A 25,000-nucleotide genomic window follows, 5' to 3' on the forward strand; every position below is an offset into this window, starting at 1 on the left:
AGTAGGGTCGGAGGGGATGAGCGTGGAGATCACCGCGGGCCCTCCCGACACGACTTCACCTGAGATCGAGGACGCTGTCGGGGCGGCGGAGCGGGTGCTGACCAGGAGAATGGGCGCCCAGGTGCGCCTCGCGGACCCCGAGACTCTCGGGGGTACCGGTCGTTCCGTCGTCATCCGCGTCAGAGTCGCCTCCTCGCCGTTCTCCATGCCGCGGACGCTGGTCGTGAAGCGCTACCCGGAGGCGAGCGGCGACCGCGACCCGTGGGCGCACGAGGCCGTCAGCCACCAGTTGCTCACCGCCCTGCCGGCGGAGGAGCGCGCCACCCCTGAGCTCTTCGCGCACGACGCGGCGACGCGCCTGGTCGTGCTGGAGGACCTCGGCCGGGCGCCGCGGCTGTCCGAGAAGCTGCACGCGCAGGACGCGCGGGCCGCCGAACGCGGGCTGCTCTCGTGGGCGCACGCGATGGGGCGGCTGCACGCCACGACGGCGGGCCGGGACGCCGACTTCGACGCGTTGATGCGGCGCGCGGGGGCGCAGTGCTGCCAGGACCCGATCGCGGTCGACGTGCACGCGGCGATCGCGGGCTTACCGGGGCTGCTCGAGTCCACGCTGGGCGTCGAGACGTCCTCGCAGGCCACCGACTTCGCCGCCGACGCGGCACGGGCGTTCAGCACCTCGCGGCGGCGCGCGTTCAGCCCGTCGACGTCGTGCCCGGACAACCACCTGGTCACCTCGCGCGGTGTCCGGTTCGTCGACTTCGAGGGCGGCTGCGTCCGCGACATCGTGTTCGACGCGGCCGCGCTGCGCGTGCCGTTCCCGTCCTGCTGGTGCGGGTGGGGGCTGCCGCCGGGGATGTCGGAGGCCATGGTCGCCGCGTGGCGGGCCGAGGTCGGGGCGGTGTGGCCCGAGATGGACGACGACGCGGTGCTCTTACCGCGGCTGCTGGAGGCCCAGCTGCTGTGGGTGTGGCTCGCGACGTGGCGGGCCCTGTCGAAGCCGATGCCGACCGTCGACAACGCGCCGCCGCGCAGCGTCGTGCTGGCGGGCCGGTGGCTCCGGCTGCGGGCCGACGCGGTGGCACTGGGGGAGAAGACGGTCGCGGCCCACGCGGACGCCGTCATCGGCGCGCTGGTCGACCGCTACGGCGCCGAGGTGCTCGAACTCCCGCTTTATCCGGCATTTCGCTGAACGGTTCCCGCACGGTCATTCCGGGATCACCGGGCGCGCTGATGCTGGGACGCGTGCTGGTGCTACTCGGTGACTCGACAGCGGTCGGGATCGGCGACCTCGTGCCCGGCGGCTGGCGCGGCTTCGGCCCGATCCTCTCGGCCGCGTTCGAGGACAACGGCTATCGCAACCTCGCGGTGTCCGGCGCGCGGCTGGCCGACGTCCGGCGCGTCCAGCTGCCGCAGGCGTTGCGGGACAAGCCCACCGCGGCCGTCGTCGTCGCGGGCGTCAACGACACGCTGCGGTCGGACTTCTCGGTGCGGCGGATGCACGAGGACCTCGACCACGTGTGCGGCGCGCTGACCGCCGCGGGCGTCTCGGTCGTCACCGTGCGGTTCCACGACCAGGGGCGGGTGTTCAAGCTGCCCGGCCGGCTGCGGCGGGTGCTCAAGGACCGGATCGACGAGTACAACCGCGTGATCGACGTCGTGGTGGCGCGGCACGGGGTCCGGTGCGTCGACCTGCATGCGTTGCCCGGCGCGTACGAGCTGCCGACGTGGGCGGTCGACCGGCTGCACCCGTCCGAACGCGGCCACCGGATGCTCGCGCGGGCCTTCGCGGCCGAGCTGCGCGGGCTCGGGCACACCGTCGGCGAGATCAGCCTGGAGTGCTCCGGCGGGCGCGAGCTGACGGTGTGGCACCACGCGGCGTGGTTGCTGCTCAAGGGGATTCCGTGGCTGTGGCGGCGAGGCGCGGACCTGCTGCCGTTGCTGTGGAACGAGGAGACGCCCGCCGAGGTGTTCCCCGGCGGCGCGGGGCCGGTGCCGGGGGACGTGCTCCCCGCCGACACCGGCCTCCTCTGACACCGGCCGGTCAGCCGGTCAGGTCGTAGATCGTCTGGCCGCCGACCGTCCTGGCCTGGAACGTCGCCGCCACCCACTCGGCGATCCCGCTGTCGCCGCCGCGGCCTCCACCGCCACCTGAGACGAAGTAGCCGACCTTGCCCTGTGCCACGAGCGCCTTGAACTCGTCGAGCGTGGGGGCGGGGTCGCTGCCGTTCCAGCCGCCGATCGCGATCACCGGCCGGCCCGACGCCAGCTGCAGCGAGGCCGCGCCCTGAGCGCCGACGGACGCGGCGGCCCACTCGGTGTCGGTGGCCTTGAGCAGCTGCACGACCTCCGTGGACGAGCTGCCCTCCCGCATGCCCATCCCACCGCCCTGCTGGGAACGCGGGCCGGACAACGGGATCGAGCCGCTGTGCGGGATGGCCGCGGTCGCCAGGGCGTAACCGGAGGTGCCGAGCAGTGCGGCCGCGACGAGCACACCCACGAGCCACTTGCGGTGGAGGCCGAACACCAGCGCTGCCACCGCGATCGCGGTCACCACGAGCACGACCCAGCGCAGCCACGGGGTCCAGTCGGGGGTGCGGTCGAGCAGGATGAAGCCCCACACACCGGTTGCCGCGACCATCGCCGTCAACGCCATGCGCACCGGGAAGTGCGCCCGTCCGCGCCACAGCTCGCTGCCGGTGATGCCGACGAGCGCGGCGATCGCGGGTGCCAGCGCGACCGTGTAGTAGGGGTGCGTGATGCCGCTCATGAAGCTGAACACCGCGCCGGTGACCAGCACCCAGCCGCCCCAGACGACCAGCGCGGCACGGGTGCGGTTGGTGCGGGGAGCCTGGCGCAGGAACCACAGCCCGGCGCCGAGGCCGATCAGCGCGGCAGGCAGCAGCCAGGAGATCTCCGGGCCCATGCTGGCGCCGAACAACCGGCCGAGGCCCGTCTCGCCGCCGAAGCCGATGTTCCCGTTGCCGCCCATGTCCCCGCCCATGCCCCCGCCGCCCGGTCCGCCGCCGGAGCCGCCGAAGATGCGGCCGAGGCCGTTGTAGCCGATCGCCAGCTCCCACAACGAGTCGTTGGTCGACCCGCCGATGTACGGGCGGCTGTCGGCAGGCCACAGCTCGACCAGCGCGATGAACCAGCCCGCCGAGACGACGACCGCGAGACCCGCGCCGAGCAGGTGCAGCAAGCGCTTGCCGACCGACGTGGGCGCGGCGAGCAGATAGGCCGGCGCCAGCGCGGGCAGCACCAGGAAGCCCTGCATCATCTTCGTGAGGAACGCGAACCCGATCGCCACGCCCGCGAGCGCCAGCCACCACCCGTTCGCGTTCTCCAGCGCCCGGACCGTGCAGTACGCGGCCGCGACCATCAGCAGTACCAGCAGCGCGTCCGGCAGGTTGAACCGGAACATCAGCGTGGCCACCGGTGTCAGCGCGAAGGCGGCACCCGCGAACAACGCCGCGAGCGGGCCGGACGTGCGTTTCACCGTGGCGTACAACAGGCCCACGGCCGCGACGCCCTCGAACGCCTGCGGGGCGAGCACGGTCCAGCTGGAGAACCCGAACGCCTTGGCGAACAGCCCGCTCACCCACAGGAACGCGGGCGGCTTGTCCACGGTGATGGTGTTGCCGGGGTCGAGCGAGCCGAACAGCAGCGCCTTCCAGCTCTGCGACGCGGCCTGCGTCGCCGCCGCGTAGAAGTCGTTGCCCCAGCCCGTCGCGGTGAGGTTCCACAGGTACAGCAGGGCGGTGCCGGCGAGCAGCGCGAGGAAGGCGATGCGGTGCACCGTCTTCTGGTCGCGTTTCGCCGGCGGTGTCGGCACGGCGGCGGGCGCGAGGGCGAGGGTGGCGGTCATGACGCGTCCAATGCGTAGAGGGTGGTGCCGCTGACGGTGGTCGCGGTGTAGTTCGCGGCGACCCAGCCGGCGATCTGGTGGGCGGCGTCGCTGCCGGTCTCGCCCTGCATCATCCGGCCGGCGGCGACGAAGTAGTGGATCTGTCCACTTCGGACCATCTCCTGGAACTGCTCCAGCGTCGGCGCGGGATCGGTGCCGTTGAAGCCGCCGAGCGCCATCACCGGCTGCCCGCTGGCGAGCTGGAGGCCGGCGGCGTTGTTCGAGCCGACCGTCGCGGCGGCCCAGCGGTAGCTGCCGGCGTCGTCCCGCAACAGGGTCACGACGTCGGCGGCCGGGAGCGTGGTGTCGAGCAGGCCACCGCCGCCCATGCCCATCCGCCCGGTCGCCGGGCCCGCGACGGGGATGGCGCCGGTGTGCGGGGTGGTGACGGTGGCGAACGAGTACGTGGTCGGGCCGAGCAGCGCGGCGACCAGCGCGACCGGGATGGCCCAGCGCATCGAGAGCACCAGGCCGACCGCCGCGATCAGGCCTGCCATCAGCACCAGCAGCGCGACGGGCGTGGAGAACGCGTTGATCAGCACGTAGCACTGCAGCGCGCTCAACGCGACCGAGCCCGAGAGCACCGCCGCCGCGACGGGTTCGTGGCGGCGTTCCCAGAGCTGGGTGGCGGCGATGCCGATGACCGCGGCGATCGCGGGTGCCAGCGCCACGGTGTAGTAGGAGTGGATGATCCCGTTCATGAAGCTGAAGACCCCGGCGGTGACGACGAGCCAGCCGCCCCACAGCGCGAGAGCCGTGCGGGCGCGGCCGTTCGTCAGCCACAGCCCCGCGACCAGCAGCACCACCGCGGCCGGCAGCAGCCACGCGATCTGACTGCCCATCTCCGCGCCCAGCAGGCGGGCCCAGCCCGGCGACCCCCAGCCGCGGCCGCCGCCGACGCTGCCGACCTCGTCCCCGGTGAGGCGGCCGAGACCGTTGTAGCCCAGCGTCAGTTCGAGCACGCTGTTGGTCTGCGAGCCGCCGATGAACGGCCGGTCCGGCGTCAGTTCGACGGCGGCGACCCACCAGCCGCCCGCGACGATCATGGCGCCCAGCGCGCCGGCGAGGTGCAGGACCCGCCTGCCCATCGAGGTGGGGGCGGAGAGCAGGTAGACGAGCCCGAACGCGGGCAGCACCAGGAACGCCTGCAACATCTTGGTGAGGAAGCCGAACCCGACCGCGACGCCCGCGAGAGCCAGCCAGTAGGGGTTCGCGTTCTCGACGGCGCGGGTCACGCAGTAGGCGCCCGCTACCAGCAGCAGGACGAGCAGGGCGTCCGGGTTGTTGAAGCGGAACATCAGCACGGCGACCGGGGTCAGCGCGAGCACCGCGCCGGAGATCAGCGCGGCGGCGGGGGAGAACCAGCGGCGGACCGTCGCGTGCAGCAGCCAGACGCTGCCGACGCCCATCAACGCCTGCGGCACCAGGATGCTCCACGCGTTCACGCCGAACAGCCGCGCCGACAGGCCCATCACCCACAGGGAGGCGGGCGTCTTGTCGACGGTGATCGCGTTCGAGGCGTCCGAGGAGCCGAAGAACCACGCCTTCCAGCTCGTCGCACCGGCCTGCGCGGCGGCGGAGTAGTAGGCGTTGGCCCAGCCCGAGTCCCCCAGCCGCCACAGGTACAGCGCGCCGGTCGCGATCAGCAGGGCCGCCAGCGCCAGGCGTTCTCGTCTCATGGGGACGAGCGTCGCGGCCTGGCCTGGGTGGGTCGTGTGTCCCTGCTGTGAACGACCTGTGTGCGGTGCCGGTCCTCAGTGCCGTCTTCGGGGCGCCGTCTTCAGGGTGCCGTCTTGAGAGTGACGGTGAACTCGGTGCGGCCGGGCCTGCTCGCCACGGACACCTCGCCGTCGTGCGCGCCGACGACGGCCGCCACGATCGAGAGCCCGAGACCGGTGCTGCCGGCCGCCCGCGACCGCGAGGAGTCGCCGCGCGCGAACCGTTCGAAGACCTCCAGGCCCGCGGGGATGCCCGGCCCGTCGTCGGTGACGGTCAGGTCGACGTGTCCGTTGTGGACGGACAGGCCGGTGGTCACCGTGGTGCCCGGCGGGGTGTGCGCGCGGGCGTTGGAGAGCAGGTTGCCGATCACCTGGTGCAGGCGCTGCACGTCACCGGGGACGGTGACCGGCCGGTCCGGCAGCGCGAGCTTCCAGCTGTGGCCGGGACCCGCGATCCGGGCGTCGCCGACCACGTCCAGCACCAGCCGCGACAGGTCGACGTCCGCGCTCTCCAGCGGCCGGCCCGCGTCGAGCCTGGCCAGCAGCAGCAGGTCCTCGACCAGCGACGTCATCCGCAGCGCCTCGGACTCCACCCGGCCCATCGCGTGGGTGACCTCGGGCGGCAGGTCCTCACCCGTCCTGCGGGTCAGCTCGGCGTAGCCGCGGATCGCGGCCAGCGGGGTCCTGAGCTCGTGCGAGGCGTCGGCGACGAACTGGCGGACCCGCGTCTCGCTGTCGTGCCTGGCCTTCAGGGCCTCGTCGACGTGGCCGAGCATCTTGTTGAGCGCCAGGCCCACCTTGCCGACCTCGGTGGCCGGGTCGGTGTCCTGCTCCGGCACGCGTTCGGCGAGCGCCACCTCGCCCTCGTGCAGCGGCAGCTCGGAGACGCGCGTGGCGGTCTCGGCGACCCGGTCGAGCGGGACCAGCGCGCGTCGCACGACCACCCGTCCCGCCAGCGCGACGGCCGCCGCTCCCGCGACGATCAGCACGCCGAGGATCCACACCATCTGCCACACGATGTCGGTGACGGGCTGCAGCGACAGGCCCTTGACGTCGCGCTGGGTGGTGACCACGCGGAACTCGCCCGCCTCGCCGAGGTCGACGGTGTGCAGGCCCGACGGCGCGGCCTCCAGCGCCGCGATCTCGTCGTCGGTGAGCATGCGCGGGGCGTTCCAGCCGGGCAGCTCGATGAAGCCCTGGACGCTGCCGTCGGGGAAGATCCGGGCGTTGATGCCGGGCGGGCCGTACTGCTGGCCGGCAGGGCCGGGCCGCAGCGTCGTGACCTCGCGGTCGAGGTTGTCCATCAGGAACGCGTGCAGCGCGAGCACCGAGATGCCGCCGATCACCAGGCACAGCGCGGTGAGCAGGACGATCTGGCCCGAGACCAGCTGGGCTCGCAGCGTTCTAGGACGCAGGCTTGAGGACATACCCGGCGCCTCGCATCGTGTGGATCATCGGGGCGCGCCCGGCGTCGATCTTCTTGCGCAGGTAGGAGATGTAGAGCTCGACGATGTTGGCCTGGCCGCCGAAGTCGTAGCTCCACACGCGGTCCAGGATCTGCGCCTTGCTCAGCACGCGCTTCGGGTTGCGCATCAGGTAGCGCAGCAGCTCGAACTCCGTGGCAGTCAGGTCGATCGACGTGCCGCCGCGGTCGACCTCGCGGGTCTCCTCGTTCAGCGACAGGTCGCCGACGACCAGCCGGGTGCCGGCGTCCGCGTCGGTCACACCGGTGCGCCGCAGCAGTGCGCGCAGCCGCAGCACGACCTCCTCCAGCGAGAACGGCTTGGTCACGTAGTCGTCGCCACCGGCGGTGAGCCCGGCGATGCGGTCCTCCACCGCGTCCTTCGCCGTCAGGAACAGCACGGGCAGGATCGGCGACTCCGCGCGCATGCGGCGCAGCACCTCGAAGCCGTCGAAGTCGGGCAGCATGACGTCGAGCACCACCACGTCCGGGCGGAACTCGCGCGCGGTCCTGACCGCCGTCTGACCGTCGAGGGCGGTGCGCACGTCCCACTTCTCCATGCGCAGGGCCATCGTCATCAGCTCGGCCAGAGTGGACTCGTCGTCGACCACGAGCACCCGCACCGGCTGCCCGTCCGGCCTGCGGAGTTCGGTCTTCATCGCGCGCATGGCTCCCATCGTGAGTGCCGATCCTGTGTACCAGCTGTGAGCGAGTCCCACAGCTCGTGCCTGGGCCGGTCACAGCTGCGGCACAGCCGGCGCCGCCACGGTGGCTCCATGACCGAGCAACAGCCCCCGGAGTGGGGCGCACCCCAGGCTTCACCCGACCCCGCGGCCCGCCCGGCGTGGAGCGGGAAGAAGACGGTGGCGGCCGTGGCCATCGCCGTCGGCATCGCGGCCGCCGGCGGCGTCGCGATCTACGCGGCCAGCGGCACGAACCAGCAGGACGGCGGCATGGGCCCCGGCGGCATGGGCGGCGGGCCGCCCGGCGGCATGAACGGCATGGACGGCGGCATGCGCGGCGGTCTCGGGTTCGGCACGGCCACCCACGGCGAGTTCCAGAGCGGTGAGGTCACCGCGATCAGCGACACCTCGATCGAGGTGAAGTCCACCGACGGGTACACGAAGACGTACGTGATCGACGCCGACACAGTGGCCGAAGGTGTCGAGAAAGGCGACACGGTGACCGTGATCGCCACCGAGGAGGACGGGAAGTCCGTCGCCTCCAGCGTGGTCGAGCCTGGTCAGCGCGGGCAGCGGGGCCAGCAGGGCCAACAGGGACAACCCGGTCAGCAGGCACCTCCGACGACGTAGCCGCGCCGCCGGTCAAGTGTGAGTGGTTATGGTCGGGATCAAACGGCCCGACCACGACCGGAGGTGAGCGGCCTGCGCACGTTCACACTGACCGTGATGGGCACGACGGACCTGCACGGCAACCTGTTCAACTGGGACTACTACCGGGACCGCGAGTTCGACGACTTCGCGCACAACGACGTCGGGCTCGCGAAGATCTCCACCCTGGTCTCGCAGGTGCGTGCACGCGTGGGGCGCCAGCGGACGTTGCTGCTCGACGCCGGGGACACCATCCAGGGCACACCGCTGGCGTACTACTACGCGCGCGTGGAGCCGATCACGCGCGCACACGTGCATCCCATGGCCGCGGCGATGAACGCGATCGGCTACACGGCCGCGGCGGTCGGCAACCACGAGTTCAACTACGGGCTGCCGGTGCTGCGGATGTTCGAGCGGCAGCTGGAGTTCCCGTTGCTGGCCGCCAACGCGCTCGACGTGGCGACCGGGCTGCCCGCCTTCCAGCCCTACGTCGTGAAGACGGTGTGGCGGACCGGCGGGCCGCCGGTGAAGGTCGGGGTCCTGGGGCTCACGAACCCCGGGATCGCCGTGTGGGACCGCGCCCACGTCGAGGGCGTGATGACGTTCCCCGGGCTCGTCGAGCAGGCGCTGCACTGGGTTCCGGAGATCCGGCGCAAGGCCGACCTGGTGGTCGTGGTGGCGCACTCCGGTGCCGACCTCTCGTCGTCGCTCGGGGACCAGGTGCCGTTCCCGGAGAACTGCGCGGAGCTGGTCGCCGAGACGGTGCCGGGCATCGACGCGATCCTGGTCGGGCACGCGCACGTGGAGATCCCCGAGCGGTTCGTGGTGAACAAGGTGACCGGGCGGCGCGTGCTGCTGACGGAGCCGCTGTTCTACGGCAAGCGTCTGTCCGTGATGGAGTTCGACCTGCGGTACTCGTCGCGCTGGGAGCTGACGGGATCGCGGTCCTCGGTGCTGTCGACGGCGTCTGTCGGGGAGGACCCGCGGATCGTGCGGCTGCTGCGGCACGACCACGAGAAGGTCGTCTCGTACGTGAACGCGCGCATCGGCAGGTGCACGGCGCCGATGTCCGCGGCGCGGTCGCGGTTCGAGGACACCCCCGCGCTGCGGTTCATCAACCACGTGCAGGCGCTGGAGGTCGCGAAGTCCACGACGTTGCCGGTGCTGTCGTTGTGCGCGCCCTTCAACCGGGCGGCGGCGATCCCCGGCGGCGAGGTGTCCATCCGGGACGTGGCCGGGCTCTACATCTTCGACAACACGCTGGTGGGCGTGCGGTTGACCGGGGCGCAGCTGCGGGACTTCCTGGAGGAGTCGGCGCGCTACTTCGCGCAGGTGACCGGTCCGGGGCCGTTCACGGCGGCCGAGGTGTCCGCGGACGTGCCGGACTACAACTTCGACATCGCGCACGGCCTGACCGCGCCGCTGACGTACTCGATCGACATCGCCCGGCCGGTGGGGTCGCGGATCGTCGGGCTGTTCTACGACGGCGAACCGGTCGACGACGCGGCCGAGTTCGCCGTGGCCGTGAACAACTACCGGCAGGCGGGCGGCGGCGACTTCCCGCACATCGCGTCCGCGCCCGTGCTGCACAACCAGCAGCAGGAGATCCGCCAGCTGCTGATCGAGTGGGTCAAGGCGGCGGGCGTGCTGGACCCCGCGGACTTCGCCGGGTCCCACTGGCGGCTGGTGGCCTCGGGCGAGCCCGTGGTGGTGTCCACGAACGAGTGAATTCGGGCCCGGTGTCCTGCGGCTTCCCGCGCCGGTGGTGGCACGGCCCGCGCCGGATGGGCTTAGGTCGGGCGCGTGCAGTCGCCGAGCGACACGCTGCGCGGGGCGGCACCCGGCCTGCGCGTCGACGAGGACTTCACTTCGGACTAGGAGCAGTGCGTTGTTCGGGTTCTTCTTCCAGATGTTCCTGCTGTGCGCGGGAGCCTTCCTCGCCGGCGTGGTGCTGACCTGGCTGACCATGCGCTCGCGCGAGACCCCGGCCGCGCCCGCCGCCCCGCTGTCGATCCTGGAGGAGGCGCCCGCGGTGGCGCCCGCGATCAAGGCGAACTCGCGCACGATGATGTTCCACACGCCGGAGTCGCCGTACTACAAGCGCATGAAGGGCGACGCGTTCTTCCACTCGCCGGAGGACGCGCGCAGGGCGGGCTACACGATGTGGACGCCCCGCCCGCGCGTGCCGGCGCCCGCGGAAGCCCCGGTGGCTGCCTCGTAGGCTGGGCGGGTGATCTCCGACGTGCTCAAGCCCGGCCTGGACGTGCTGTTCTGCGGCATCAACCCCGGCCTCGTCTCCGAGGCCACCGGGCACCACTTCGCCCGGCCCGGAAACCGGTTCTGGCCCGCGCTGCATTTGTCCGGGTTCACGCCGCGGCAGTTCGCGCCGGGGGAGCAGGAACAGCTGCTCGAACTGGGGCTCGGCATCACCAACGTCGTCGCTCGGCCCAGTGCGCGGGCCGATGAATTAACAATTGACGAATTGCGTCAAGGGGGCGTCGAACTGACGGAAAAGGTGGCTCATTTTTCACCGAAGGTTCTCGCCGTGCTCGGCGTGACGGTGTACCGGGCCGCCTTCAACCGCAAGAAAGCGCAGGTCGGGCCGCAGCAGGACACCGTCGGCGGGGCGCGGGTGTGGTTGCTGCCCAATCCGAGCGGGCTGAACGCGCACTACCAGCTGCCCGCTCTCGCCGAGGAGTTCGCGAAGCTCAAAGCGAGCCTCTGAAATCGCGACAAAAGTTCACGTCAGTGCGCACGGAAAGTGCGAGTGGACGCACGGTGCCTGGTCTGGTTGTATCCAGATCTGCGTCCATTGGAGTGCTCTTCGGCGAGAAGTGGAACTGGTTCGTCCCGGCCTGCGTCAAAATTTGGCAATGCCGCGCGAAACTCGGTGAATCTTCAACACTGGTGGGGGCACGCAGTGGAGGTCAGGATTCTCGGGCCGGTCGAGCCGTCAGTGCCGCCGAAGCCCGCGCAGATCCTAGCTGTCTTGGCCGTCGAATGCGGGAAGATCGTCCCCGTCGAACGGCTCATCGATCTCATCTGGGGCGAGGAGCCGCCGCCGCAGGCGCGCAAGTCGCTGCAGGTGCACATCTCCAGCCTGCGCAGGGCCGGGCTGCCGGTCGAGCACAGGGCCGCCGGGTACGTGCTCAACGCCGAGCCCGGCGACGTCGACCTGCACCTGTTCCGCAAGCTCGTGGCCCAGGCGGGTGACGAGCCCGACCTCAAGGTCAAGGCCGAGGTGCTCGCGGAGGCGCTCGAGCTCTGGCGCGGCGCGCCCGTGGTGTTCGCGCAGACCCTCGACGTGCAACGGCTCGCGGCCGCCGAGGCGCTGGTCGACGCCGAGCTCGCGCTGGGGCGGCACGCGGAGATCGTCGACCGGCTCGGGATCTTCGTCGCCGAGTACCCGCTGGCCGAACGGCTGCGCGGGCAGCTCATGACCGCGCTCGCGCGGGCCGGGCGCAGGGCCGACGCCATGCGGGTGTTCCGGGAGACGCGCAAGGTCCTCGTCGACGAGCTCGGGGTCGAGCCCGGCGAGCAGCTCCAGCAGCTCTACCGCGACGTGCTGGAGGGCGCGCGGGACAGCCGCCGCAACTACCTGCCGCGCGACGCCGGCGACTTCACCGGGCGCGACCCGGAGCTCGGGCGGCTGCTCGACAGCGACGGCGGCGTGTGGTGGATCGAGGGGCCGGCGGGCGTCGGCAAGTCCGCGCTCGCCGTGCACGCGGCGCACCGGCTCGCCGACCGCTATCCCGACGGGCAGCTGTTCGTCGACCTGCACTCGCCGTCCGGGGCGCTCGACGCGTTGCTGCGGGCGATGGACGTGCCCAGTGAGCGGATCCCGGAGTCCGCCGAGGAACGCGCGGCGCTGTGGCGGGCGACGGTCGGCGGGCGGCGCGTGGTGATCGTGCTGGACGGCGTCACGAGCGTGTCGCAGGTCAGACCGCTGCTGCCGGGCACTCCCGGCTGTCTCACGCTGATCACCAGCCGCAGCCGGCTGTGCGGGCTGGAGGGCGTGCGCCGGGTCCCGCTCGACGTGCTGAGCAGCGACGAGGCCGTCACGCTGCTCAAGCGCATCCTCGGCGACGACCGGGTGTCCGACGAGCCCGACCAGGCGGCGGAGGTCGCGCGGCTGTGCGGCTACCTGCCGCTCGCGGTGCGGATCACCGGCGCGCGGCTCGCCGGACGCGCGCACTGGCCGGTGTCCAAGCTGGTCAAGCGGCTCTCCAGCGAACGCAGCCGGCTCGACGAGCTGGTCGCCGACGACCTCGCGGTGCGGGCCGGCCTGGAGCTGACCTACCGGGGGCTCGACGAGAACGTCCGCGGCGCGTACCGGACGTTCGGCCACCTCGGCGCGGCGGAGCTGCCGAGCTTCCTGTGGGCGCACCTGTTCGACGAGGACGCGCTCGACCAGCTCGTCGACGCGCGGCTGCTCGACGTGACCGGCAGCGCCCGGTACCGGATGCACGAGCTGGTGCGGTTGCACGCCCGCGAGCTCGCGGAGGCGGAGGACCCGCAGCGCGAACGGGAGGACGTCGTGCGCAGGGCCGTCGTCGCCGCACTGTCCACTGTGGATGGGCTGACCGAGCACCTGTTCCTCGCCGTGCCGCGGTTCCAGGACTCGCTGGGCGTGGTGACGGCGGCAGCGCGCCCGACCGACAAGGACGCCTGGTTCGCGCGCGAGGAACCGTTGCTGGTCAAGCTGGTCGAGCGCGCGGCGGAGCTCGGCCTCGCGGAGATCGCGTCCCAGCTCGCGGAGGTGCTGGTGTTCGCGTGGTTCGGGCTCAGGAACCGTTATGAGGCCTGGGAACGGACGCACACGGCGGCGTTGGAGGCCGTGTGGAAGACGGGCGACCTCAGGCTCGAAGCGGTGCTGCGGTGCAGTCTCGGGCAGATGCACTACAAGCGCGACAACCTGGTCGAGGCGCGGTCGTGGTTCGAGACGGCCAGGACGCTGTTCGTGAACATCGGCGACAAGCACGGCGAGGCCGTCGCCATGAACGGCATCGGCATGGTCTGCCGGGAGCTCGGCGAGTACCCGTGCGCGCTGGAGGCGCTGGGCAGGGCCCGTGAGCTGCTGGAGCAGGACGACCCGGAAGGCGTCGCCCACGCGCTCTACGGAATCGGCTCCATCCAACGGGAGCTCGGTGACGACGCGGCCGCGTTCGAGACGCTCGCGACCGCGGAGGCCGGGTACCGCGCGGTGCGCAGCAGGCGGGGCGAGGCGCTGGCGGCCCGCGGGATCGGGCTGGTGCACCGCGCCCGCGGCGAGCTCGACCTGGCAGAGGCGCACCTGCGGCGCGCCCACGAGATGGTCACCGGCACCGGCGACGACCTGCTCGGCTGCTACACCGCCCAGGCGTGGGCGAAGGTGTTGCTGCGCAAGGGGTTGCTCGACCCGGCGGAGGAGCTGATCCACCAGGCGATGACGGGCTGCCGGGACGTGAACGACCGGTTCGGCGAGGCGCTCGTCCGGCGCACGCTGGGGGAGTGGCGGCTCGTGGCGGGCGACTACGCCGGTGCCCGCGTGGTGCTCACCGAGGCGATCACGGCCTGGACCGACCTCGGGCTGCCGCTGTGGCGGGCCAGAACCCTGCGGGACCTGGGCGCGGTCCACGCCTGCCGGGGGGATGTGGCAGGCGCGGACCGCTGCTGGGACGAGGCCGCCGGGCTCTTCGCACGACTGGGCACCAGGGAGTCGGGGGAGGTGCGCCAGTGGCACGCCCAGTGGGGCCTCGCGATCAGCTGACCGCGCTCAGCCGCTGATCTTCTTGTACTTCCACGGCGCGTACCCGCCGCTCTTCAGCGACGAGACGGACACGGTCTCGTGGTCCATGTCGGTCGCCGTGCTGCCCTCCTCGTAGATCCACGCGGAGGTCTTCGCCGAGTTGGCCCACTTCTCGAACAGCTTCACGTGGCCGTTGCGCAGGATCATGTCGCCCGGCTTGAGGCTCGTCCACGAGATCTTGGTGGCGACCTCGTCGAGGTTGCGCGTGTTGCGGCTCGTGGTGAGCTTCCACGTCATGGACACGAAGCCGGAGCAGTCCGTGCGGTACTTCTTGCCCTTGTTCACGTCCCAGGCGTACGCGGACTGGCTGTAGGGGACCTTGCGGTCCCACCAGTCCTTGGCCCGCTTGATCACCTCGGTGCGGGTGACCGTGCCGCCGTACCCGGCCGCCGCCTCGACCTGCGAGACGCCGGCCTCCTGCTCGGCGAGGCCCTCCGGGGAGGCCTGGGCGATGCCGCTCAGACCTCCCAGGAGCCCCAGCCAGATCGCGGTCGCCGCCACGGCGTGGCGAATGCGCATTGTTGCTCCGATCGACTTCCGGTTGGTGACGAGCGGAACTGTCCACTGAGGCGCCAAAGATCGGCCTAAGGCGGATTTAGGCGTCCCTTTACCGGCTCTCCCTAGCTTCTCGGCACCTTGTTCGGGCTATAAGGAGAGAGCACATGTTCGTTCGCACGGTTGCAGCCGTGATCGCGATGTTCGCCGCTCTGCTGATGGGCGCGTCCGTCGCGTCGGCGGCGCCGGCCAAGTACACCCACTCGCAGGCGACCGCGCAGCTCAGCGCCGCCGGCATCGGGTGGGACTCGAGCGGCAACTGCAGCAACCGCAATCAGTCGAACTGCACCTCGTTCGAGCAGATCAACCAGACGACCATCGCGGGTGCCAAGACGTTGAAGAGCGCCTCGGGCTGTTCGCTGACCATCACCGGCGGCACGGAGACCGGCCACGCGTCGGGCACGTACTCGCACTGGAACGGCTACAAGGTGGACTTCCGCCTGAACAGCTGCATCACGAACTACGTCAAGAGCAAGTTCTCGTCCATCGGCGGCAACAAGTGGGAGTCGAACGCGGGGAACATCTACTACCTCGAGTCGAACCACTGGGACGTCACGTACCACAGCTGCGGCTGCTGATCGAAGTCTGTTGCTGAACCGGGGGCGGGGCCGGTAGTAGTTGTCGGGTGACCACACTCGGCGCTGTCTACCGGCCCCAGCTCCCGCCCGAGAGGCTCCGCTCCGTCGTCCTCGCCGCCGAGGAGTCCGGTGTGGACTCCTTGTGGCTGTGGGAGGACTGCTTCCTGGAGAGCGGTGTCGCCGCCGCGGCGGCCGCGCTCGCCTGGAGCGAACGGCTGAAGGTCGGCGTGGGACTGCTGCCGGTGCCGTTGCGCAACGTCGCGCTGACCGCGATGGAGGCCGCGACGCTCGACCGGATGTTCCCCGGCCGCGTCACGATCGGCATCGGCCACGGCGTGCAGGACTGGATGGGCCAGGTCGGCGTGCGGGTGTCGTCGCCGCTGACGTTGCTGCGCGAGTACACGACCGCGTTGAAGGTGCTGCTGGCCGGCGAACGGCTCACCGTCGAGGGCCGGTACGTGCAGGTGACCGGTGTGGCGCTGGACTGGCCGCCCGCCGCCCCGATGCCGGTCTACGTCGGCGGGCTCGGGATGAAGACGCTCGACCTCGCGGGTGAGGTGGGGGACGGCACGATCCTCGACGCGTCGGCCGACCTGGACCGGGTCCGGGCGATCAGGGCGTCCCGCGAGCACCCCGTGGTCGTCTACGTGGAGACCGACTCGCGCGACCGCGCGTTCGTCACGGACCTCGTCACGCAGGTGGCCGAGGCCGGCGCGACCAGCGTGATCTTGCAACAGTCCGCCACGAGTGAGGACCCGGAAGGGTTCGTCGAGTTCGTCGGATCACTCGATGGAGTGAGTGCATAGCGCGAGAGATAACGGCCCGTTCCCCCGGACGATGGAACGGGCATGGTTCCCCATCGCCGTTCGGAGGCGGCCCTGGACCACCAGGCCCGGCTCGACCTGATCCACGCCGAGATGAAGACGCTGATCAGGACGGGTGCCGCGGTCGAGGGTGGCGGGCAGGTCCCCCGCGACGGCTCGGACGTGGCCCGGCGCAGGCTCGTCGAGGACTGGACGGCGCTGATGCTGCGCTCGTACAACGGCGAGGCCGAGAACTGCCTGCACATGCTGCACGCCGGCGGCCTGGACGCGGCCCGCAGGCGGCTCGACCGGGCGGCCTCGGCGATCGAGCGGCTCAGCGGCGCGTTCGCGCTGCGGATCTCGCCGCGCTACCAGGCGCTGCGGGCGTGCGAGCTGGAGCTCACCGCCGACCACCTGCGGCGCAGGGCAGAGGCCCGCCGCACCCGCCGGATTGCGTGATGCACCAGCGGGTACCTCTCCGGCGTGGCTGAGGTTTCCCTGGAAGTAGACGCTCCGATCGACGCCGTGTGGGCCGTGCTGGCCGACGGCTGGTCCTACGCGGGCTGGGTGGTGGGCGCGTCGCACATCCGCGACGTCGACGCCGGCTGGCCCGAGCGGGGCACGCGGATCCACCACAGCGTGGGTCCCTGGCCGCTGACCATCGAGGACACGACCGAGGTGGTGCGCACCGAGCCGGACCACCTGCTGGAGCTGGACGCGCGGCTGTGGCCGATGGGCGCCGCGCGGATCACGTTCACCCTCACCGCGCGGTCGGAGCGGCTGACCGAGGTGCGGATGGCGGAGCGGGTGGTGCGCGGCCCGACGACGCTCATGCCCAAGGCCGTGCAGGACGCCCTGCTGGCGCCGCGCAACCGCGAGACGTTGCAGCGCCTGAACGCGCTGGCGAAGGGCCGCGCCGGTCAGTAGATCGCCCGGTGGGCTCCCTGGATCAGCGCGCGGTAGAGCTCGCCCGCCGCGCCCCACCGGGCGAGTGCCGCCCGTGCCGCGTTCGCCCCGGCCGCGCCGTGCACGCCGCCGCCCGGCCACGCCGACGCGCCCGCCAGGTACAGGCGGTCGAACGGGGTGTCCGCGCGGCCCAGGCCCGGCACCGGGCGGAAGACCAGCTGCTGGTGGATGGCGCTCGTGCCGCCGTTGACCGAGCCGATCTCGTCGGGGCCGAGCACCGAGCGGCCGACGATCTTCGAGCGGAAGCCGGGGGCGCGTTCCTCGATCATCAGCTCCAGGCGGTCGGCGCGGCGCTTCAGGCGCTCCGGCGTCCAGTTGCCGTGCAGCGGCACGTGCGTGTACGCCCAGGCCGCCTCGGTCCCGGCGGGCGAGCGGGTCGGGTCGGTCGTGGTCATCTGACCCATGAGGACGAACGGGGTGCGCGGCACCTTGCCGCTCGCCAGCTCGTGGGCCGTGGTGGCCAGGCCGTTCACGTCGCCGCCGAGGTGGACGGTGCCCGCCTGCGCGGCGTCCGGGTTGGTCCACGGGATCGGGCCGGACAGCGCCCAGTCGACCTTGATCGTGTCGGCGTCCCACTGGAACCGGGTCAGGTCGTCGGCGAGCCTGCCGGGCAGCGCGTCGGCGCCGATCAGGTCGAGGTAGAGCTTCGGCGCGGGGATGTCGGCCAGTACGGCACGGCGTGCGCGCACCACGGAGCCGTCTTCGAGTCGCACGCCGACGGCCACACCGCGCGCGTGCAGCACACCGGTGACCTTCGCGTTCGTCTCGACGCGACCACCGAAGCGGCGGACGAGGGAGGCGGCCAGCTCACCGGCGCCGCCGCGGGGGACCGGGTTGCCGACGTCCTGGGCGAGCATGGCGAGCAGCCACCCGAAGCCCGCGCCGCCGGCCTGGTCCGGGCCGAGGTCGGTGTGCATCGTGTTGCCGGCCAGCAGCACGCGGGCGCCCTCGCCCTCGAAGAGCTCCTCGCCCAGCCGCCGCACGGGCAGCGTCAACGTGCGGGCCAGGCGCAGGGCGTCACCGACGCCCGCGGCCCTCAGCAGCGACACGGCGCCACGCACGGGCGGGAACGGGCGCATCAGTGATTCGAGCACGGCGTCGCGCACGGTCTTCCAGCGCGCGTACTCCGCCTGCCACCGTTCCGCGTCCGCGTCGGCGAACGCACCGACGGACTTCGCCGTGATGTCGACGTCGCGAGAGAGAAGCGCCACGCGGTCGTCCGGCAGCACATGGGCGAGCACGGCCGGTGCGTGTTGCCACTGCACGTCGAGGTTCAACGCGCCGATGACGGGCGATCCGAGCCCGAGTGGGTAGAACGCGCTGTAGAGGTCGTTCGTGAACCCCGGCGCGGTGATCTCGGCCGACGCGACGGCGCCGCCGGGGGTGTCGCGCTGCTCCAGCACCAGGACGTCCCAGCCGGCGTCGGCCAGCAGGGTCGCGGCGACCAGGCCGTTCGGGCCGGAGCCGATGACGACAGCGTCGACCTCGTTCACGCACGTCCTCCCATCGCCGTGACGACCTCGCGCAGCACGTCGCGCGCGTCGTGTTCGGGCCACCATTCCAGATCACGCTGCGCTCGTGTGGACCGCACGAGGGGCGCCTGGTCGGCCATGCGGACCCACTCGGGGGTCAGCGGCTGCAACCGCAGCCGTGCCGTCGCGCCCGCGAGCTTCTCGACCAGCGGATACGGCACCGGCACGCGGCCGGCGCCGACGAGCTCGGCGATCACCGGCGCGGTCAGCACCGGTTCCGATGCGAGGTTGTAGGCACCCAGCGCCTTGCGCGCCACGATCTCCGCGATCGCGCGTGCCACGTCGTCGGAGTGCACCAGCTGCAACCGCAGGTCGTTCCACAGCGGGATCGGCAGGTACGGCAACAACCGCGGCGGCAGCAACGGGCTGAGCAGCCACCGTCGCAGCTGCGGCGCCGCGGACGCCTGCCCGATGCCGCACGGCCTGATGACGGTGCACGGCAACGGATAGCGGCGCAGCATCTGCTCCAGCTCCACCTTGTGCGCGCTGTACGAGCTGCCGTCGATCCCGGTCACCGGCCAGGACTCGTCGACCCTCGACCACCGCGACGCCGGTGCGTACGCGGCCACCGAGGACGCCACGACGAGGTGACCGACCTCTTCCTTCACGCACGCGGCGAGGACGTGCTCGCTGCCGTCGACGTTCGTCTCGCGGTCGGTCGGTTTGACCGCCCACGCGAGGTGCACCACGACGTCCGCGCCGCGGATGGCGTCCCGCAACGACGACAGCGTGCGCACGTCCACACCGACGTCCTCGAAGTCGAGGTGCCGGCGCAGCGCGGTGCCGACGTTCCCGGAGCCGCCGGTGACGACGATCCTCACCCGAGGACCTTGCGGATGGCGTCCCGCGCCTTGTCCACCACGGCCACGACCGGGCCGAGCGCCAGGTTCGCGACGGGGCTCTCCACACCGGGGTGCGGGCGGGTCGGCGCGATCGCCTCGGCGGCCTCCACGGCCATCGCCATGCGTTCGAGGCGGTCCTGGTCGTACACCTCGCGCAGCAGCGGGAACTCCGTCTGCTCCTCGTGGTCCGCGTGCGCGAGGACGTCGTCGCGCAGCTGCACGAGCAACGTGTCGAAGCCTTCGGCGTCGGGGCCGATGCCGTCCATCGTGCTGAGGAGCTCCTTCGCGCGGTGTTCCTCCGCCACCCGTGCCTCGACGACCGGCTCGCCACCGTGCACGCGCTTCACGGCGGGGTGGACGATCTCCTCCTCCGCGGTCTCGTGGATCGAGAGGAGCCGCACGAGCCGATGCCACGCGTCTGTGCGGTCGCGTCCCGTAGCCGTCTCGACCTCGGCGAACAGAGTGCGGATCTCGGCGTGTTGGCGGTGCAGAAGGGTGATCACGTCGTCAGCCATGGCCCCGGATACCCGAAATGTGAGCGACGACGCCGTATCTCATTTCGTTCGGCACCGAAGAGCTATCACACTCCGTAGTGCGGCGGTAGTCACATGAACCTTACAGATCTGTGTTCCGTAGCACATAAGGGGCCGCTATGAGGGCCACCACCCGATACTGAGCTACCGCTTAGTATGTGACGATCACTCGGACAAGGACCCTGCATGCCCTTCCGCCGTGTACTGCCCACCGCCGTGGTGCTCGCCGTCCTCGTGGCCGGCTGTGGCGCCAAGGAAGACGAGAAAGCCCAGGTCAAAACCGGGCCGGGCGTTACCGACGACACGATCTCGCTCGGCATCCTCTCGGACATGACAGGGCCGTTCAAAGCGTCCGCGCTGACCCGGATCAAGGGCTACGAGCTCTACCTGAAGCAGGTCAACGACCGGGGCGGCATCTGCGGCCGCCGCATCGAGCTGAAGCAGAAGGACCACGCCTACGACGTGCAGAAGGCGCTCGACGGCTACTTCGAGCTGGAGCCGCAGGTCCTCGGCCTGCTGGAGCTCGCGGGCACCCCGATGACCGCCGCGATCGAGCCGGACATCATGCAGACGCAGACGCTGACGGCGCCCGCGTCGTGGGCGGCCTCGCTGCTCGGCAACCCGCACATGATGATCGTGGGCACGACCTACGACCTCGACGTCATCAACGGCCTCGACTACTACAAGCGACGGGGCGTCATCAAGGAGGGCGACACGGTCGGTCACGTGTTCGTCCAGGGCTCCTACGGCGACAACGCGGTCGAGGGCAGCCGGTTCGTCGGCGAGCGCTGGGGCATGAGGATCGCCGAGCAGCCCATCGGCGAGACCACGGCCGACCTCTCCCGGCAGGTCGCGGAGCTGAAGGCGGCCGGTGCGAAGGCCGTCGTGCTGAGCACCACGCCCGCCCAGACCGCGGCGGCCGTCGGGGTCGCGGCGGCGCTGAGGTGGGAGGTGCCGTTCATGGTCAACGTGGTCGGCTTCGACACCGCGATCCTCGACTCGCCGGTCGGCGCGGCCGTGGAGAAGCAGGTGTCGGTGGTGACGTCGGTGGCGCCGTTCACCGGCAGCAAGCCCGGCCCGCGCGAGGTGGCGGCGGCGTTCACCAAGTACTACCCGAACGACAAGCCCGCGATCTACGTCGACCACGGCTACACCGTCGCGAAGGTGTTCCTCTCCGTCGTGGAGAAGGCCTGCAAGGAGGGCGACCTCACGCGCGACGGCGTGCTGAAGGCGTTCCAGGACACCACCGGCCTGGAGACCCAGGGCCTGACCGGCCCGCTGCGGTACTCGCTGGTCGGCAGGCCGTCGGCGACGCAGTCCTACATCACCAAGGTCGACCGGAAGGCGCCCGGCGGTCTCACGACCGTGGAGGACCTGTTCGAGTCCGACCTGGTGAAGGCCAAGGGCACGCGCGCCCGCTAGCCACCAGATGAGAAACGGCCCCACCCGCACGCGGGAGGGGCCGTTTCTCGTCGGGCTACTTGCCGAAACCGGCCTTGCGGAGCGCGTCCGCCATCGACCCGCTCGCGGGCGGGGGCGAGGTGCGCTGCTGGCCGCCGCGCTGACCACCGCGCTGCTGCGGGCGGCCGCCGCGGTCGCGGCCACCGCCGCCCTGCTGCTTCGGAGCGGGCTTGCCCGGCTCGTCGGTCAGTCGCAGCGTCAGGCCGATGCGCTTGCGGGCCTCGTCGACCTCCAGCACCTTCACGCGCACCACGTCACCGGACTTCACGACGTCGCGCGGGTCCTTCACGTAGGTGTTCGACAGCGCGGAGATGTGCACGAGACCGTCCTGGTGCACGCCGATGTCGACGAACGCGCCGAACGCGGCCACGTTCGTGACGACGCCCTCCAGCACCATGCCGGGCTTGAGGTCGGCGATCTTCTCGACGCCGTCCGCGAAGGTCGCCGTCTTGAACGCAGGGCGCGGGTCGCGGCCGGGCTTCTCGAGCTCCTTCAGGATGTCCGTGACGGTCGGCAGACCGAACTTCTCGTCGACGAACTGCTCGGGACGCACCTTCGTGAGCACCGCGGTGTTGCCGATCAGCTCGGCACCGGAGGCCTCCTGGATGCGCCGCACGACCGGGTAGGCCTCGGGGTGCACGGAGGAGGCGTCGAGCGGCTCGTCGCCGCCGCGGATCTTGAGGAAGCCCGCGCACTGCTCGAACGCCTTCGGGCCCAGGCGTGCCACGTCCTTGAGCGCCGTGCGGGTCCTGAACGGGCCGTTGGCGTCGCGGTGCAGCACGATGTTCTCCGCGAGACCGGCGGTGATGCCGGAGACGCGGGTGAGCAGCGGCACGGACGCCGTGTTCAGGTCGACGCCGACCGCGTTCACGCAGTCCTCGACCACCGCGTCGAGCGAGCGCGACAGCTTCGACTCGGACAGGTCGTGCTGGTACTGGCCGACGCCGATCGACTTCGGGTCGATCTTCACCAGCTCGGCCAGCGGGTCCTGCAGACGGCGCGCGATCGAGACCGCGCCGCGGATCGACACGTCGAGGCCCGGCAGCTCCGACGACGCGTAGGCCGACGCCGAGTACACCGACGCGCCCGCCTCGGAGACCACGATCTTGGTGAGGTTCAGCTCCGGGTGGCGCTTGATCAGGTCGGCGGCCAGCTTGTCGGTCTCGCGCGAGGCCGTGCCGTTGCCGATGGCGATCAGGTCGACGTTGTACTGCTTCGACCACGCGGCGAGCTTCGCGATCGACTCGTCCCAGCGGTTCGCGGGCACGTGCGGCTGGATGACGCCGTGCGCGACGACCTTGCCGGTGGCGTCGACGATCGCGACCTTCACGCCGGTGCGGTAGCCGGGGTCGAGGCCCATCGTGGCGCGGGTGCCGGCCGGGGCGGCCAGCAGCAGGTCGCGCAGGTTCGACGCGAACACCTTCACGGCCTCGTCCTCGGCGAACGCGCGCAGGCGTCCCCGCAGGTCGATGCCCAGGTGCACGAGGATGCGGGTCCGCCACGCCCACCGCACGGTGTCGGTGAGCCACTTGTCGCCGGGACGGCCGCGGTCGTCGATGCCGAACTTCGCGGCGATGCGCACCTCGAACGACGAGGGGCCCTCCTCACGCGGCTCCTCCGGCTCCAGGACGAGGTCGAGGACCTCCTCCTTCTCGCCGCGGAACAGCGCCAGGATGCGGTGCGACGGCAGCTTGGCGAACGGCTCGTCGAACTCGAAGTAGTCGGAGAACTTGGCGCCCTCGGTCTCCTTGCCCTCGCGGACCTTGGAGACGACGCGGCCACGCGTCCACATCTGCTCGCGCAGGTCGCCGATCAGGTCGCCGTCCTCGCCGAACCGCTCGACCAGGATGGCCCGCGCGCCCTGCAGGGCGGCTGCGGCGTCCGCGACCTCCTTGGCGGGGTCGACGAACTTCGCGGCCTCCTCCTGCGGGGTCAGGCCGGGGTCACCCAGAAGCGCGTCGGCCAGCGGTTCGAGACCGGCCTCCTTCGCGATCTGGGCCTTCGTGCGGCGCTTCTGCTTGTACGGCAGGTAGAGGTCCTCGAGCCGCGCCTTGGAGTCGGCGGCGTGGATCTGCGCCGCGAGGGCGTCGGTGAGCTTGCCCTGCTCGCGGATCGAGGTGAGGACGGCCGCGCGGCGCTCCTCCAGTTCGCGCAGGTAGCCGAGGCGTTCCTCGAGCGTGCGCAGCTGGGCGTCGTCGAGACCCCCGGTCGCCTCCTTGCGGTACCGGGCGACGAACGGGACGGTCGCGCCACCGTCGAGCAGCTCGACAGCAGAGCCGACCTGGCCAGCGGCCACGCCGAGCTCGTCAGCGATCTTCTGGTGGATGAGCGTTGTCACAGCGCGCCATTCTGCCCGTTGCCCAATCGGCCGTGGCACGGTGTCCAGGTGACCATCGCCGAGGTCGTCCCCTCATTGCTGTCGGGCCTGGACGTTCCGGGTGCCGACAACACGCTCGGCCTGCCGCCGGCCCGGCGTGTCGTCCTGCTCCTCGTCGACGGGCTCGGGCACGAGCTGCTGCGCGCGCACGCCGGGCACGCCCCGTTTTTGGCAGGCCTCGCGCCGCGGCAGATCGACGCCGGCTTCCCGTCGTCGACCGCCACCAGCCTCGCGTCGGTCGGCACCGGGCTGCTCTCCGGTGAGCACGGCATCGTCGGCTACACGTTCGCAGTAGGCGACGAGGTGCTGAACTCGCTGACGTGGTCGCGGGCCGGCGACCACCACCACGACCTGCGCAAGACGCTCGTGCCGGAGGTCGTGCAGCCGCACCCGACCGTGTTCGAACGCGCGGCGGCCGCCGGTGTCGCGGTCAGCGCCGTCGCCCCGATCGCCCACCGGGGCAGCGGGCTGACCAGGGCGGTGCTGCGCGGGTCGTGGTTCCGCGGCGCGGCGGGCTTCGGCGACCTCGCGCTCGGGGCGGTCGCGGGGGTCGAGCAGGACCGCTCGTTCTGCTACGCCTACCACCCCGACCTCGACGCGATCGGGCACCTGTACGGGCCGGGCTCACCGGAGTGGCTGCTGCAGCTGGAGTTCGTGGACCTGCTCGCCTCGCGCATCGCGGCGCGGCTGCCGTCCGGCTCGCTGCTCGTCGTGACGGCGGACCACGGCATGATCACCGCGGACGAGAAGATCGACTTCGACACCGAGCCCCAGCTGTGGCAGGGCGTGCGCGTGATCGCCGGTGAGCCGCGCGTGCGCTACCTGCACACGACGAGCGGCGAGGTGCTGGACGTGTGGCGCGAGTTCCTCGGCACGCGGGCGGAGGTGCTCACGCGCGAGGACGCCGTGGACGCCGGGTGGTTCGGCCCGGTCAGCCCGCTCGCGGCCGACCGGATCGGGGACGTCGTCGTGGCCATGAACGACTCCGCGGTCGTCCTGCGCAGCCAGGCCGAACCCATGTGGACCGCCATGAACGGGTTCCACGGCTCGCGCACGCGGCAGGAGATGGCGATCCCGCTGCTGGTTCACCAGGCTTAGTTGTTTCAGTGTTGGTCGAATCCAGCCGTTTCGGGTGGTGAGACCTAGGATT

General features: G+C 71.5%; 22 protein-coding genes. 13 read left to right on the plus strand and 9 right to left on the minus strand.

The annotated features are described in order from the left end of the window. Positions 1-16: 16 nt before the first annotated feature. A complete protein-coding gene (locus ACFWV3_RS23270; protein WP_382413618.1) occupies positions 17-1,189 on the plus strand; it encodes a hypothetical protein in 1,173 nt (390 codons plus the stop codon). A 53-nt stretch (positions 1,190-1,242) separates the two neighbouring features. Continuing rightward, complete coding sequence (locus ACFWV3_RS23275; RefSeq protein ID WP_382413620.1) at positions 1,243-2,031, plus strand: SGNH/GDSL hydrolase family protein; 789 nt, start codon at positions 1,243-1,245, stop codon at positions 2,029-2,031. A gap of 10 nt (positions 2,032-2,041) precedes the next feature. Here the strand turns inward: ACFWV3_RS23275 and ACFWV3_RS23280 are convergent, their stop codons facing one another. The 4 genes from ACFWV3_RS23280 to ACFWV3_RS23295 form a co-directional block, all read right to left on the minus strand. Continuing rightward, a complete protein-coding gene (locus ACFWV3_RS23280) occupies positions 2,042-3,865 on the minus strand; it encodes a glycosyltransferase family 39 protein (RefSeq protein WP_382413621.1) in 1,824 nt (607 codons plus the stop codon). Beyond that, the gene (locus tag ACFWV3_RS23285; protein ID WP_382413623.1) at positions 3,862-5,583 is read right to left on the minus strand and encodes an ArnT family glycosyltransferase; all 1,722 of its coding nucleotides are present in this window, start codon (positions 5,581-5,583) and stop codon (positions 3,862-3,864) included. The genes ACFWV3_RS23280 and ACFWV3_RS23285 overlap by 4 nt, the downstream gene beginning before the upstream one ends. Positions 5,584-5,684: 101 nt before the next feature. Beyond that, complete coding sequence (locus tag ACFWV3_RS23290) at positions 5,685-7,049, minus strand: sensor histidine kinase (RefSeq protein WP_382413625.1); 1,365 nt, start codon at positions 7,047-7,049, stop codon at positions 5,685-5,687. Then, positions 7,027-7,752 (minus strand): response regulator transcription factor, encoded by a 726-nt coding sequence (locus ACFWV3_RS23295; protein WP_382413626.1) that lies wholly within the window; start codon positions 7,750-7,752, stop codon positions 7,027-7,029. The genes ACFWV3_RS23290 and ACFWV3_RS23295 overlap by 23 nt, the downstream gene beginning before the upstream one ends. Before the next feature lie 108 nt (positions 7,753-7,860). Between ACFWV3_RS23295 and ACFWV3_RS23300 the strand changes: the two genes are divergently transcribed. From ACFWV3_RS23300 to ACFWV3_RS23320, 5 genes are all read left to right on the plus strand, one after another. Further along, complete coding sequence (locus ACFWV3_RS23300) at positions 7,861-8,397, plus strand: hypothetical protein (RefSeq protein WP_382413628.1); 537 nt, start codon at positions 7,861-7,863, stop codon at positions 8,395-8,397. Positions 8,398-8,493: 96 nt separating this feature from the next. Then, positions 8,494-10,143: a bifunctional metallophosphatase/5'-nucleotidase gene (locus tag ACFWV3_RS23305; RefSeq protein ID WP_382413629.1), complete on the plus strand. Its 1,650-nt coding sequence runs from the start codon at positions 8,494-8,496 to the stop codon at positions 10,141-10,143. Positions 10,144-10,303: 160 nt separating this feature from the next. Further along, positions 10,304-10,636 carry a hypothetical protein gene (locus ACFWV3_RS23310; RefSeq protein ID WP_382413630.1) on the plus strand — a complete coding sequence of 111 codons (333 nt, stop codon included), beginning with the start codon at positions 10,304-10,306 and terminating at the stop codon, positions 10,634-10,636. 9 nt (positions 10,637-10,645) lie between these two features. Continuing rightward, on the plus strand, positions 10,646-11,140 hold the full coding sequence (gene mug / locus ACFWV3_RS23315) for a G/U mismatch-specific DNA glycosylase (protein WP_382413632.1): 495 nt from the start codon (positions 10,646-10,648) through the stop codon (positions 11,138-11,140). Positions 11,141-11,371: 231 nt separating this feature from the next. Continuing rightward, positions 11,372-14,164: a BTAD domain-containing putative transcriptional regulator gene (locus ACFWV3_RS23320; RefSeq protein ID WP_382413791.1), complete on the plus strand. Its 2,793-nt coding sequence runs from the start codon at positions 11,372-11,374 to the stop codon at positions 14,162-14,164. Between the two features lie 6 nt (positions 14,165-14,170). Here the strand turns inward: ACFWV3_RS23320 and ACFWV3_RS23325 are convergent, their stop codons facing one another. Then, positions 14,171-14,722: an NlpC/P60 family protein gene (locus ACFWV3_RS23325; RefSeq protein ID WP_382413633.1), complete on the minus strand. Its 552-nt coding sequence runs from the start codon at positions 14,720-14,722 to the stop codon at positions 14,171-14,173. A 143-nt stretch (positions 14,723-14,865) separates the two neighbouring features. On the opposite strand from ACFWV3_RS23325, the gene ACFWV3_RS23330 reads away from it, so the two are divergent. Genes ACFWV3_RS23330 through ACFWV3_RS23345 form a run of 4 tightly spaced genes read left to right on the plus strand, consistent with a single transcriptional unit; the run spans position 14,866 to position 17,066 of the window. Next, the gene (locus tag ACFWV3_RS23330) at positions 14,866-15,336 is read left to right on the plus strand and encodes a hypothetical protein (RefSeq protein WP_382413634.1); all 471 of its coding nucleotides are present in this window, start codon (positions 14,866-14,868) and stop codon (positions 15,334-15,336) included. Positions 15,337-15,383: 47 nt separating this feature from the next. Beyond that, positions 15,384-16,142 (plus strand): LLM class flavin-dependent oxidoreductase, encoded by a 759-nt coding sequence (locus ACFWV3_RS23335; RefSeq protein WP_382413636.1) that lies wholly within the window; start codon positions 15,384-15,386, stop codon positions 16,140-16,142. Positions 16,143-16,184: 42 nt separating this feature from the next. Next, on the plus strand, positions 16,185-16,598 hold the full coding sequence (locus tag ACFWV3_RS23340) for a DUF4041 domain-containing protein (protein ID WP_382413637.1): 414 nt from the start codon (positions 16,185-16,187) through the stop codon (positions 16,596-16,598). Positions 16,599-16,622: 24 nt separating this feature from the next. Continuing rightward, positions 16,623-17,066, plus strand: a complete 444-nt coding sequence (locus ACFWV3_RS23345; RefSeq protein WP_382413639.1) for an SRPBCC family protein — start codon at positions 16,623-16,625, stop codon at positions 17,064-17,066. On the opposite strand, the gene ACFWV3_RS23350 is transcribed toward ACFWV3_RS23345, so the two are convergent. The 3 genes from ACFWV3_RS23350 to ACFWV3_RS23360 are packed head-to-tail and all read right to left on the minus strand — an operon-like array spanning position 17,060 to position 19,994. Continuing rightward, positions 17,060-18,598, minus strand: coding sequence for a phytoene desaturase family protein (locus ACFWV3_RS23350; RefSeq protein WP_382413640.1), 1,539 nt, complete (start codon positions 18,596-18,598; stop codon positions 17,060-17,062). The two genes, ACFWV3_RS23345 and ACFWV3_RS23350, sit on opposite strands and share 7 nt — an antisense overlap. Further along, the gene (locus ACFWV3_RS23355) at positions 18,595-19,458 is read right to left on the minus strand and encodes an NAD-dependent epimerase/dehydratase family protein (protein WP_382413642.1); all 864 of its coding nucleotides are present in this window, start codon (positions 19,456-19,458) and stop codon (positions 18,595-18,597) included. The genes ACFWV3_RS23350 and ACFWV3_RS23355 overlap by 4 nt, the downstream gene beginning before the upstream one ends. After that, a complete protein-coding gene (locus ACFWV3_RS23360) occupies positions 19,455-19,994 on the minus strand; it encodes a hemerythrin domain-containing protein (RefSeq protein WP_382413643.1) in 540 nt (179 codons plus the stop codon). Before ACFWV3_RS23360 ends, ACFWV3_RS23355 begins: the two co-directional genes overlap by 4 nt. 204 nt (positions 19,995-20,198) lie before the next feature. On the opposite strand from ACFWV3_RS23360, the gene ACFWV3_RS23365 reads away from it, so the two are divergent. Beyond that, entirely contained in the window at positions 20,199-21,434 is a 1,236-nt protein-coding gene (locus tag ACFWV3_RS23365) for an ABC transporter substrate-binding protein (RefSeq protein ID WP_382413645.1), read from the plus strand. A gap of 55 nt (positions 21,435-21,489) precedes the next feature. Here the strand turns inward: ACFWV3_RS23365 and ACFWV3_RS23370 are convergent, their stop codons facing one another. Next, positions 21,490-23,811, minus strand: coding sequence for a Tex family protein (locus ACFWV3_RS23370; protein WP_382413647.1), 2,322 nt, complete (start codon positions 23,809-23,811; stop codon positions 21,490-21,492). Positions 23,812-23,859: 48 nt separating this feature from the next. Between ACFWV3_RS23370 and ACFWV3_RS23375 the strand changes: the two genes are divergently transcribed. After that, positions 23,860-24,948 (plus strand): alkaline phosphatase family protein, encoded by a 1,089-nt coding sequence (locus tag ACFWV3_RS23375; RefSeq protein WP_382413649.1) that lies wholly within the window; start codon positions 23,860-23,862, stop codon positions 24,946-24,948. Positions 24,949-25,000 lie beyond the last annotated feature (52 nt).

It is taken from the genome of Lentzea sp. NPDC059081 (assembly GCF_042738015.1).
Classification (GTDB): domain Bacteria; phylum Actinomycetota; class Actinomycetes; order Mycobacteriales; family Pseudonocardiaceae; genus Lentzea.